The sequence below is a fragment of the Actinoallomurus rhizosphaericola genome (assembly GCF_024055675.1).
GTDB lineage: Bacteria > Actinomycetota > Actinomycetes > Streptosporangiales > Streptosporangiaceae > Actinoallomurus > Actinoallomurus soli.
The window spans coordinates 326,750-338,569 of record NZ_JAMXMW010000003.1 but is presented as its reverse complement, the minus strand read 5'-3'; the positions used below and the strand labels follow the sequence as shown (position 1 = coordinate 338,569).

General features: G+C 69.8%; 11 protein-coding genes. All 11 read left to right on the top strand.

Going from position 1 to position 11,820, the window contains the following annotated elements; all coding sequences use genetic code 11:
* Positions 1-199 precede the first annotated feature (199 nt).
* The gene (locus NE234_RS09215; RefSeq protein WP_252778467.1) at positions 200-1,489 is read left to right on the top strand and encodes an AI-2E family transporter; all 1,290 of its coding nucleotides are present in this window, start codon (positions 200-202) and stop codon (positions 1,487-1,489) included.
* A gap of 304 nt (positions 1,490-1,793) precedes the next feature.
* The gene (dut, locus tag NE234_RS09210) at positions 1,794-2,291 is read left to right on the top strand and encodes a dUTP diphosphatase (protein WP_252778466.1); all 498 of its coding nucleotides are present in this window, start codon (positions 1,794-1,796) and stop codon (positions 2,289-2,291) included.
* Between the two features lie 3 nt (positions 2,292-2,294).
* On the top strand, positions 2,295-3,119 hold the full coding sequence (locus NE234_RS09205) for a DUF3710 domain-containing protein (RefSeq protein ID WP_252778465.1): 825 nt from the start codon (positions 2,295-2,297) through the stop codon (positions 3,117-3,119).
* Positions 3,120-3,253: 134 nt separating this feature from the next.
* Positions 3,254-3,826 carry a Uma2 family endonuclease gene (locus NE234_RS09200; RefSeq protein ID WP_252778464.1) on the top strand — a complete coding sequence of 191 codons (573 nt, stop codon included), beginning with the start codon at positions 3,254-3,256 and terminating at the stop codon, positions 3,824-3,826.
* An 85-nt stretch (positions 3,827-3,911) separates the two neighbouring features.
* A complete protein-coding gene (locus NE234_RS09195; RefSeq protein ID WP_252778463.1) occupies positions 3,912-4,367 on the top strand; it encodes a VOC family protein in 456 nt (151 codons plus the stop codon).
* A 68-nt stretch (positions 4,368-4,435) separates the two neighbouring features.
* On the top strand, positions 4,436-6,184 hold the full coding sequence (locus NE234_RS09190; protein WP_308206863.1) for an IlvD/Edd family dehydratase: 1,749 nt from the start codon (positions 4,436-4,438) through the stop codon (positions 6,182-6,184).
* A gap of 188 nt (positions 6,185-6,372) precedes the next feature.
* The gene (locus tag NE234_RS09185) at positions 6,373-6,867 is read left to right on the top strand and encodes a hypothetical protein (RefSeq protein WP_252778461.1); all 495 of its coding nucleotides are present in this window, start codon (positions 6,373-6,375) and stop codon (positions 6,865-6,867) included.
* Positions 6,868-6,939: 72 nt separating this feature from the next.
* Complete coding sequence (gene kdpF / locus NE234_RS09180) at positions 6,940-7,029, top strand: K(+)-transporting ATPase subunit F (protein ID WP_252778460.1); 90 nt, start codon at positions 6,940-6,942, stop codon at positions 7,027-7,029.
* Positions 7,029-8,690 (top strand): potassium-transporting ATPase subunit KdpA, encoded by a 1,662-nt coding sequence (gene kdpA / locus NE234_RS09175; protein WP_252778459.1) that lies wholly within the window; start codon positions 7,029-7,031, stop codon positions 8,688-8,690. The genes kdpF and kdpA overlap by 1 nt, the downstream gene beginning before the upstream one ends.
* On the top strand, positions 8,690-10,873 hold the full coding sequence (gene kdpB, locus NE234_RS09170; protein WP_252778458.1) for a potassium-transporting ATPase subunit KdpB: 2,184 nt from the start codon (positions 8,690-8,692) through the stop codon (positions 10,871-10,873). Before kdpA ends, kdpB begins: the two co-directional genes overlap by 1 nt.
* A gap of 1 nt (position 10,874) precedes the next feature.
* Positions 10,875-11,798 carry a potassium-transporting ATPase subunit C gene (locus NE234_RS09165; RefSeq protein ID WP_252778457.1) on the top strand — a complete coding sequence of 308 codons (924 nt, stop codon included), beginning with the start codon at positions 10,875-10,877 and terminating at the stop codon, positions 11,796-11,798.
* The last annotated feature ends 22 nt before the right edge of the window (positions 11,799-11,820 follow it).

Sequence of the window (11,820 nt, the reverse complement as noted above, 5' to 3'; positions counted from 1 at the left end):
CCGTTCGACCGACCGGCGCCGCCGAAAGTCGTGGTTAGCACAAGGTAAGAGCATTTGGGCTCGTTGACCAGATACCGGCGCGGCGATGCCCGAATGTGGCCAATCGCTCTTCGCGGTGCACTCGCCGGGTGATGAAGACGTCGGTTCGGTGAAGAGTCGGCGACGGCGGTGCGGGTAGGGCGTCGTCCGGAGGAGGACAGTGAGCGATCGGGATCCGGGAGTGCCGCGGACGCTGGCGACCGTGGCATCGTTCTGCTGGCGGCTGATCGTCATCGGGGTCGTGATCTACGCGGTCGCCCGCATCCTCGACAAACTGCGCATCGTCGTGCTGCCGTGCGCGATCGCGCTGCTGCTGTGCGCCCTGCTGTACCCCGTCACCGGACGGCTGGCGCGGCGGATGCCGCCGCTCGCCGCGACCTGGCTGACGATGCTCCTGGCCCTCGGGGTGCTCGGCGGCGTGGGCACCTTCGTCGGGATCCAGGCCAACGACCAGTTCCCGCACCTGGTCAACCGCATCCAGCGGACGGCGACCGACGTCCAGCACTGGCTGGTCACCGGGCCGCTGCACCTGAAGAACTCCCAGCTCCAGTCGGCCGTCGACCAGCTGCTCAACCAGATCCAGCAGCAGCGCGGCAAGCTGCTCAGCACGGCCTTCACCGGTGCCACGGTCGCCGGGGAGCTGCTCGCGGCGCTGGTCTTCATGTTCTTCGTGACGTTCTTCCTGCTGAAGGACGGGCCGGGGATCTGGCGCTGGCTCATCGGCGGGACGGGGCGGCACCGCGACCGCATCGACCGCGCCGGCCGCGCCGCCTGGGAGACGCTGTCGCAGTACGTCCACGGCACGGTGATCGTCGCGCTCATCCACGCGATCGTCATCGCCGTGACCCTGATGATCATGGGCGTGCCGCTCGTGGCGCCGCTCGCCGTGATCGTGTTCTTCGGAAGCTTCATCCCGATCGTCGGGATCCTGGTCGCCGGGGCGCTCGCGGTCCTCGTCGTCTTCAGCTTCAAGGGCTTCGTCGCCGCCCTGGTCTTCCTCGGCATCCTGATCCTGGAGCAGCAGCTCGAGGGCCACGTCCTGCAGCCGCTCGTCGTCGGCCGATGGGTGCGCTTCCACCCTCTGGCGATCATCATCGCCATCTCGGTCGGCGCGGTCGTCGGCGGCATCCCCGGCGCCGCCGTCGCGGTCCCCACGGCGGCCGTCATCTACCGGGCCTGGCCCGCGCTGCGCGGCGAGGACGACGCGACGTCGACCGAGCGGCCCACCCGAGCCGGCCTGCTGTCCCGGTGGCGGAAGGACGCCAGGGAGGGCGCGCGGTCCGGCGACTCGCCGGCGGACGGCAGGACCGCCACGGCGGAGGAGGAGCCCGCCGATCCGCCCGCCGACCGGCGGGCGGACGGTTCCGACGGGGACCAGGGCGGCCACGGGGATCCGCGAGACGCCCAGGCCGAGGACGACGCGCAGGACCGGTCCTCGGACGCCTCCTGAACGCCGCCGCGCGGACCCGTCACACCCGCCGGCGTACGGCTCCGCCCGGCGGAGCCGGGCCGATCGTGCCAGGCTCGCGTGCGGCGTCCGCCCGGCGGAGCGGGGCCGATCGTGCCAGGCTCGCGTGCGGCGTCCGCCCGGCGGAGCGGGGCCGGTGGTGCCGCGCCCCCGGCGGAGTCCGCTCGGCGGGGCCGTGACCGGCCGCGCCGCGCTCACCGGCGCAGGGTCGCGCAGGCGGTAGTGTCACGGCCTGTGACGCGCGCCGAGGCGAGCGCCGCCATCAGATCGTGACGAGGTGGAGCCCTTGACTGTGGACGTTCTCATCCAGCGGCTGGATCCCGGCCTGCCCGCGCCGTCGTACGCCCATCCGGGCGACGCGGGGGCCGACCTGGTCACCACCGTGGACGTCGAGCTGCCGCCCGGGGCCCGCGCGCTCGTGCCGACCGGGATCGCGATCGCCATCCCCGACGGCTACGCCGCCTTCGTTCACCCGCGTTCCGGGCTGGCGGCTAAATTGGGAGTGACGATCGTGAACGCGCCCGGCACCGTCGACGCGGGCTACCGGGGAGAGATCAAGGTCACCCTGCTGAACACCGACACCGAGCACACCGTGCGGCTCACGCGCGGCGACCGCATCGCGCAACTGGTCATCCAGCGTGTCGAGCGGGCCGTCTTCCATGAGGTCCAGGTCCTGCCGGGATCGGCGCGCGGAGACGGTGGTTTCGGATCCACGGGCGGGTACGCAGGAGCCGTGGGGAGCCGCGCCGCGGACGCGGCCGTACATCACAACGAAGGAGCGTGAGTCGTGTTTCGACGCCGTCGTCGGGACGAGGAGCCCGAGAAGAACCTCGAGCCGACCGACGAGGAGACCGTCGCGGCCGAGGAGTCCGAGGCCGAAGAGGCCGGGTCCGAGGGAGAGCAGGAGCGCGCGGCAGTGTCCCACGGCGGCCCCTGGGACGCCGCGGCCGACTCGATCCCCGAGATCGAGCGCGTCGACTTCGGTGCGATCCGGGTGCCCATCGCCGAGGGGATCGAGCACCAGCTCAACATCGAGGACGCCGAGCAGGACGCGCAGGGCAACCTCGTCGGCGGGAATTTCGTCGCCGTCACCGTCGTGACCGGTGAGAGCGGCCTGCAGCTGCAGGCCTTCGCCGCGCCGAAGAAGAGCGGCCTGTGGGACGAGCTCCGCGAGGAGATCGCCGAGGAGATCAAGCAGGCGCAGGGGGAGACCCAGGAGGCGGAGGGGCCGTTCGGCACCGAGCTGCACGCCATGGTCCCGGTCGCCATCCCGGAGGAGCTGAAGGACCAGGTCCCGCCGGAGGTCGCGGAGCAGGGCTACGGCTGGCAGCCGGTCCGCTTCCTCGGCGTCGACGGCCCGCGCTGGTTCCTGCGCGGCGTCGTGCAGGGCGCCGCCCTGCAGGACCCGGAGCAGGCCCGGGCCGTCGAGGAGATCTTCGCCAACATCGTGGTCGTCCGTGGCGACGACCCGATGCCGCCCCGCGAACTGCTGGCGCTGTCCCTGCCGGCCGGTGCGCAGCAGGCGGGCGGGCCGGTACAGGAGGACGGCGGCGATGAGAGGTCCCCGTTCAACCCTTTTGAGCGCGGCCCGGAGATCACCGAGGTCCGCTGACCGAACCCCGGATCCCGCCCCCGGCACCTGGCCGGGGGCGGGATTTCGCGTTTTCGGGATCTGTAATCGCATCGATGCGTACAGTGATGGCGTAGGCGTGCGAGACTGGCGACGTGTACGGAGGTGATCCACCGATGACGGAGGCGTTTGCCATGCCGCCCGATCATTACCGCACGAGCTGGACGATCGAGGAGGTGCTGGCCCTGCCGGAGAACGGCATGCGCCAGGAGCTCATCGAAGGAAGACTGGTGGTATCCCCCGTGCCTCCGAAACCGCATCAATGGGCCGCCAAGCAGTTGGAAAGGCTCTTTGACGCCGCGGCCCCGCCTGGGACCGCGGCGAACCGCGAAGTCAATCTGCAACTCGGAGCCGATCTTCTGATCCCGGACGTCATGGTCGCATCGGTTGCCGCGCTCTCCGATGACGGCTCGTCCATGAACGCCGCCGACGTGACGATGGTGGCCGAGATCCTCAGCCCCGGTAACACGGCGTTCGGGCGCGCATGGAAGTCCCAGCGCTACGCAGAGGGCGGCGTTCCCTTCTTCATGGAGGTCGAGCTCTCCGGCATCGTCCAGGTCACCGTCGCCGAGTTGCGGGGGCGTGGGTACGCGAAGATCGCCGACGCGCACGCGGGGGAGATGCTGAAGCTGGCCGAGCCGTTCGAGCTGAGCTTCGACCCGGCCGAGCTCGTCGGGCCCCGTCGCTGAGGTTCCGCCGGGCCGTGGACCGAGGACGGGTGGGTTCGTAGCCTGGGAGGACGGTCACGTCCGCGACGGTGCTCGGGAGGACTCCATGGGGACGGCTCTGACGCAGGCCCGCTGGACGCATGTCGCGCTGCCGACCGGGGACCTCGACCAGGCGATCGAGTTCTACACCACGCTGACGCCCCTGGTGGTCGTCGAGCGTTTCCAGGACGCCGCCGGTGAGAGCGCGTGGCTGTCCAACGACAAGCAGGTCGAGACGCCGTTCGTGCTGGTCCTTGTTTCGTTCAACGAGGACAAGGGCGGCAGGCTGGGGCTGCTCACCCCGTTCGCGCACCTGGGCATCGAGGTGCCGCGGCGCGAGGACGTCGACGCGCTCGCCGACCGCGCACGGGAGCTCGGGTGCCTGCACTGGGAGCCGCGCGACATGCCCGGCCCGGTCGGCTACATCTGCGCGCTGAAGGACCCGGACGGCAACGTCGTCGAGATCTCCCACAACCAGAAGGTCTTCGAGACCGTACGCCGGCTGTGGGGAGAGAACTCCTGACCGCCCGGCGCCGCCGGCCCGGGTACGACCCGTACGGAGGGTGACGTCGAGCGGCCCCGTGTGCTTCCATGCCATGGGTCGCCGTTCGAAGGGATGGAACAATGCCGGGTCTGCGCAGCTCCCAGTGGTATTCGGGTCAGGATCGCAACGCTTACATCCACCGTGCCTGGATGCGCCGGGGCCTGCCCGGTCACGCCTTCGACGGGCGTCCGCAGATCGCCATCGCCAACACCGCCTCCGACCTGACGCCCTGCAATAGCCACCTGAACGAGGTGGCGGAGAGCGTGAAGCAGGGCGTATGGGAGGCCGGGGGCGTGCCGCTCAACCTGCCCGTCGTGTCCCTGGGCGAGACGCAGTTGCGCCCGACCGCGATGCTGTGGCGCAACATGGCCGCGATGGCGACGGAGGAGATGCTGCGCGGCAACCCGATCGACGGCGTCGTCCTGCTCGGCGGCTGCGACAAGACCATCCCGTCCCTGCTGATGGCGGCGGCCTCGGTCGACCTGCCCGCCGTCGTGGTGCCCGGCGGGCCGATGCTGTCCGGCACGTTCCGCGGGGTGCCGCTCGGCTGCGGCACCGACGTGTGGCGCCTCAGCGAGGAGGTACGCGCCGGCCAGCTCTCCGAGCGCGACTTCCTCGAGTCGGAGTCCTGCATGATCCGCAGCCGGGGTCACTGCAACACGATGGGCACGGCTTCGACGATGGGCCTGCTCGCCGAGGCGCTCGGCACCACGCTGCCCGGCACGGCGGGACTGCCCGCGCCGGACAGCCGCCTGCTCGCCCAGTCGCACGAGACCGGCCGGCTGGCCGTCGAGATGGTACGGGAGGGGCGCAGGCCCAGCGACGTGCTGTCGGCCGGCTCGTTCCGGAACGCCATCGTGGCGCTCGCGGCGCTCGGCGGCTCGACCAACGCGGTCGTCCACCTCCTCGCCATCGCCGGCCGCCTCGGCGTCCCCCTCACCCTGGACGACTTCGACCGGATCGGCGCGGACGTCCCGCTGCTCGTGAACCTGCAGCCCGCCGGCCGCTTCCTGATGGAGGACCTCCACCGTGCGGGCGGCCTGAACGCCGTCCTCCGCCAGGTCCGGGATCTGCTCGACCCGGAGGCGCTCACCGTCACCGGGCGGCCCCTCGTGGATCATCTCGGCGAGGCGGAGATCTGGGACCCGGAGGTCATCCGCACCCGTGAGGCGCCGTTGCAGCCCGCCGCCGGGATCGCCGTGCTGCGCGGCAACCTCGCGCCCGACGGCGCCATCATCAAGCCGGCCGCGGCCTCCCCGCGCCTGATGCGCCACCGGGGCCGGGCGGTCGTGTTCGACTCGATCGAGGACCTCCACGCCCGCCTGGACGACCCGAATCTCGACGTCGACGAGGACTCCGTGCTCGTCCTGCGCGGCTGCGGCCCGAAGGGCTACCCGGGCATGCCGGAGGTCTCGAACATGCCGCTGCCCGAGAAGCTCCTCAAGAAGGGCGTCCGCGACATGGTCCGGGTCTGCGACGGCCGCATGAGCGGCACCGCGTACGGCACCGTGGTCCTGCACGTCTCGCCCGAGGCCGCGGCGGGCGGCCCGCTGGACCGGGTCCGGACCGGCGACCCGATCGTCCTCGACGTGGAGAACCGCCGGATCGACGTGGACATCCCGCAGGAGGAGCTCGACGGCAGGGAGCCCTCACGGGCGCTGCTGGAGAGCGTGGCCCGCCCCCTGCGCGGCTGGGAGCGGCTCTACGTCGACACCGTCATGGGCGCGGACACCGGCGCCGACCTGGACTTCCTGGTGGGTTCCTCGGGCGACGCGGTGGCCCGCGAGTCGCACTGACCGTCTCTCATCCCGGCCCTGATGAGGCCGGTGAACGGCGGCCCGTTAGAAGTCCGTTAAGGCGCGTAAGGAGCGCGCTAAGGGCCTGTCAATGACGGCCGAAACGGCCGAAAACAGGCGTTTACTCCTGCCGTACCCCGACGAAGGGGACCGGCGGGCATGCCGCCGGCATGCTCAAGGAGGATGCGATGACGCGCCTGGAGATCTCCGCCTGGTCACTGGCCGGCGGCAGCGCCTGCGTCTTCGCCCTGGCCGTCGTACTGGCGGGGCTGCCGTGGCAGGTCGCGTTCGCGGCGGTCGCGGTGGCCGTCATGGCGTGGTCATGGCAGGGCCGAGTCGCCGACGGCGCGGCCATCGGCGCGATCGCGTGGATGTGCGTGACCGGCTTCGACGTGCATCGGTTCGGGTACATCGGAATCACAGGGAGTGACGACGTCGCCAGGGCGGTGGTGCTCGTCCTCGGTGCGGTTCTGGTGGCCTCAGCGCGCGCGGTCAGTGACGCCCTCCGCCGGTACCGGCGGGCCGACCCGGTGTGGGCCGACTTCCACCTTCACGCGACCGGCCTTCGAGCGGTTCCGACCGTCGAGACCGACCTGCCGATCACGGTCGGAACCCAGGACGGCGCTCGCCGGGACGGCGGCCACCTTCGTCGACCGAAGAGAGAAACCGAGAGAGATGGCTGACCTCGTATACATCCTGCTGACCGTGGCGATCTTCGCCCTGTTCGGCCTGGTCGTGAAGGCGGTCGAGCGGCTTTGAGCCTGGAGAACCTGGTCGGGCTGATCCTGGCCGTGCTCCTGTCCGTGTTCCTGGTGGCCGCCCTACTGTTCCCGGAGCGTTTCTGATGAGCATGACGGTCGCGGGGATCGTCTTCACGGCGTCCCTCGTGCTCGCTCTGGCCCTGGTCTACCGGCCACTGGGCGACTACATGTACCGGGTCTACACCGGTACGCGGCATTCACGGGTCGAGCGCTTCGTCTTTCGCCTGATCGGAGCGCATCCGGAGGCCGAGCAGACCTGGGCGGCGTACGCCCGGAGCGTGCTGGCGTTCTCCGTCGTGTCGGTCCTGTTCCTGTACGGCCTGCAGCGGGTTCAGAACCATCTGATGCTGAGCCTGGGATTCAAGCCGGTGATGACGCACCAGGCGTGGAACACCGCCATCAGCTTCACGACCAACACGAACTGGCAGTCGTACTCCGGCGAGTCGACCATGGGCCATCTCGTGCAGATGGCCGGCCTGGCGGTGCAGAACTTCGTGTCCGCCGCCGTCGGCATCGCGGTGGCGATCGCCCTGGTCCGCGGCTTCGCGCGCAAGCGGACCGAGCACCTCGGCAACTTCTGGGTCGACCTGGTCCGCGGCACGCTGCGGATCCTGCTGCCGATCGCGTTCGTCGGCGCGATCGTCCTCGTGATCGGCGGCGCGGTGCAGAACTTCCATGACCCGCACACGATCCAGACCCTCGCGGGTGCCAAGCAGTCGATCACCGGCGGCCCGGTGGCGAGCCAGGAGGCCATCAAGGAGCTCGGCACCAACGGCGGCGGGTTCTACAACGCCAACTCCGCCCACCCGTTCGAGAACCCGGCGGTGTGGACGAACTGGCTGGAGATCTTCTTCATTCTGGTCATCAGCTTCAGCCTGCCCCGGACGTTCGGGCGGATGGTCGGCAGCAACAAGCAGGGCTACGCGATCGTGTCGGTGATGGCCACTCTGGCGATCATCAGCGTGACACTGATGTCGTACTTCCAGCTCTCGCACCACGGCACGATCCCGACGGCGATCGGCTCGTCCATGGAGGGCGTGGAGACGCGGTTCGGGGTGGCGAACTCCGCGACGTTCGCGGACGCCACCACCCTGACCTCGACCGGCGCGGTCGACTCCTTTCACGATAGCTACACCAGCCTCGGCGGCATGATGACGATGTTCAACATGATGCTGGGCGAGGTCGCGCCGGGCGGCACGGGCTCAGGCCTGTACGGCATGCTGATCCTCGCGGTGATCACGGTGTTCGTCGCCGGTCTCATGGTCGGCCGCACCCCCGAGTATCTCGGCAAGAAGATCGGCAGCCGCGAGATCAAGTTCGCGGCGACCTACTTCCTGATCACGCCGATCTGCGTGCTCGTCGGTACCGCGTTCGCGATGGCCCTGCCCGGTGAGCGGGCGGGCATGGCCAACAGCGGCCCGCACGGGCTCAGCGAGGTGCTCTACGCCTTCACGTCGGCGTCCAACAACAACGGGTCGGCGTTCGCCGGGATCACGGTGAACACGACCTGGTACGACACCGCGCTGGGTCTCGCGATGGTCTTCGGGCGGTTCCTGCCGATGATCTTCGTGTTGGGTCTGGCCGGGTCTCTCGCCCGCCAGGGACATACCCCCGCGTCGGAGGGCACCCTGCCCACCCACCGTCCGCAGTTCGTCGGCATGGTCGCCGGCGTGACGGTGGTCCTCGTCGCACTGACGTTCCTCCCGGCGCTCGCGCTCGGGCCGTTGGCCGAAGGAATCCACTGATGTCTGCACAGGTCACCGAAGCTCCCATCAAGGCTCCGGAACCACCGAAGCCCTCGGGCGGGCGTGTCCAGGGCGGTCTCCTGGATCCCAAACAACTGCTCACGTCGCTGCCGGACGCCGCCAAGAAGCTGGATCCGCGCACGATGTGGCGCAACCCGGTCATGTTCATCGTCGAGATCGGCGCCGTGTGGTCGACGATTCTGGCGGTGGCGAAGCCCGACTGGTTTGCCTGGCTGATCGTGGTCTGGCTCTGGCTGACCGTGATCTTCGCCAACCTGGCCGAGGCGGTGGCCGAGGGCCGAGGCAAGGCCCAGGCCGACACGCTGCGCAAGGCCAAGACCGACACGATGGCCCGCCGCCTGATCGACTGGAGGTCCGGGAGCCCGATCCGGGAAGAGCCGGTGCCCGCGCCGCAACTCCAGCAGGGCGACCATGTGATCGTCGAGGCCGGCGGCATCATTCCCGGCGACGGAGACGTCGTCGAGGGCATCGCCAGCGTCGACGAGTCGGCGATCACCGGGGAGTCGGCGCCGGTCATCCGCGAGTCCGGGGGTGACCGGTCCGCGGTCACCGGCGGCACCAAGGTGCTGTCCGACCAGATCATCGTCAAGATCACCCAGAAGCCCGGCGAGAGCTTCATTGACAAGATGATCGCGCTGGTCGAGGGTGCCAACCGGCAGAAGACCCCGAATGAGATCGCCCTCAACATCCTGCTGGCCTCGCTGACGATCATCTTCGTGATGGCGGTCGCGACCCTGCAGCCGCTCGCGATCTTCTCTAAGGCGAACCAGCCCGGGGTGCCGGACTCGCTCGCGCTGAACGCGCAGGGCGTCACCGGCATCGTCATGGTCTCGCTGCTGGTCTGCCTCATCCCGACGACGATCGGCGCGCTGCTGAGCGCGATCGGCATCGCCGGCATGGACCGGCTCGTGCAGCGCAACGTCCTCGCCATGAGCGGCCGCGCCGTCGAGGCGGCCGGTGACGTCAACACGCTGCTGCTGGACAAGACCGGCACCATCACGCTCGGCAACCGGCAGGCGGCCGAGTTCACCCCGGTGGACGGTGTGAGCGAGCAGGCGCTCGCCGACGCCGCCCAGCTGTCAAGCCTCGCCGACGAGACCCCGGAAGGCCGCTCGATTGTCGTGTTCGCCAAGACGACGTACGGTCTGCGGGAGCGCACGCCGGGCGAATTGTCGCACGCGACGTGGATCGAGTTCACCGCCCAGACCCGGATGTCCGGGGTCGACCTGGACGGCGACGGCACGCCGGGCCGCGACCGGATGCTGCGCAAGGGCGCGGCGACCGCGGTGATGAAGTGGGTCCGTGACAATGGTGGCCACCCGACGGACGAGGTCGGCCACATCGTGGACGGGATCTCGGCCAGCGGCGGCACGCCCCTCGTGGTCGGTGAGGTCGTCCGCGACAACGGCGTGACGACTGCCCACGTGCTCGGTGTCATCCACCTGAAGGACGTCGTCAAGGCCGGGATGCGCGAGCGCTTCGACGAGATGCGCCGGATGGGCATCCGCACCGTCATGATCACGGGTGACAACCCGCTGACGGCGAAGGCCATCGCGGACGAGGCCGGCGTGGACGACTTCCTCGCCGAGGCCAAGCCCGAGGACAAGATGGCGCTGATCAAGAGGGAGCAGGAGGGCGGCAAGCTCGTCGCGATGACCGGCGACGGCACCAACGACGCGCCCGCGCTCGCCCAGGCCGACGTCGGCGTGGCCATGAACACCGGAACGTCGGCCGCCAAGGAGGCCGGCAACATGGTCGACCTCGATTCCAACCCGACGAAGCTCATCGAGATCGTCGAAATCGGCAAACAGCTGCTGATCACCCGAGGCGCGCTGACGACCTTCTCGATCGCCAACGACATCGCCAAGTACTTCGCGATCATCCCCGCGATGTTCGCGGCGGTGTACCCCGGGCTCGACAAGCTCAACCTCATGCGGCTGCACAGCCCGCAGTCGGCGATCCTGTCGGCCGTCATCTTCAACGCGATCATCATCGTCGCGCTGATCCCGCTCGCCCTGCGCGGCGTGAAGTACCGCCCGAGCAGCGCGTCGAAGCTGCTGACCCGCAACCTGTACGTCTATGGGCTCGGCGGCATCATCGCGCCGTTCATCGGCATCAAGCTCATCGATCTACTCATCATGTTCCTTCCGGGGATGTCCTGACATGCGCCTGCCTATCTGGATCCGCCAGCATCTCGCCGCGGTCCGCGCCCTGCTCGTCCTGACGGTGATCGTGGGGGTGATCTACCCGCTCGCGGTCTGGGCCGTCGCCCTCATCCCCGGCCTGCACGGCCGGGCCGAGGGCTCGATGATCAAGGGTGCGGACGGCAAGGTCGTCGGCAGCCGCCTCATCGGCCAGGACTTCACCGACAAGGACGGGAACCCGCTCAAGCAGTACGTCCAGAGCCGCCCGTCCAACGCTGGCACCGGCTACGACCCGACCTCAACGTCCGCGAGCAACCTCGGCCCGGAGGACATCGTCGACACCCTCCCGAAGAACCCGGCCAAGAAGGCCGACGAGATCGCCGCCAAGACCGCCCGGGACAGCCTGCTCACCCAGGTGTGCTCCCGCAGCAAGGCGGTCGGCGAGCTCGAGGGCGTCAGCGGCGCCCGCCCGTTCTGCACCCGGGGCGGCGTCGGCGCGGTCCTGTCGGTCATCGGCCCCCGCGACCGCTCGGGCCACGTGACCCGCCCCACCCGCGTCGTCAGCGTCAACGAGCAGTGCGGCGTCGTGACCAAGCCGTTCCTGACCACTTACAAGGGCATCGTCGTCGAGTGCGCCAAGGCCGGAGAGGACTACTCCGCAGGCGAGATCGTGCCGATCCGCGGCACCGCCCCGGCCGCCCCGCAGGTGCCCGCGGACGCGGTCACCGCCAGCGGAAGCGGCCTGGACCCTAACATCTCTCCCGCTTACGCGCGGCTGCAGGCCGCCCGGGTGGCGAAGGCTCGCGGGATCACCGAGGCGCAGGTCCTGTCCGCGATCAAGGACAACGAGGACGGCCGCACGCTCGGCTTCATCGGCGAGCCTCGCGTCAACGTCCTGCAGCTCAACGTCGAGCTCGACGAGAAGTACCCGTTCCGTGGATGACCGTGGGCGTCCGGCGTGCCGT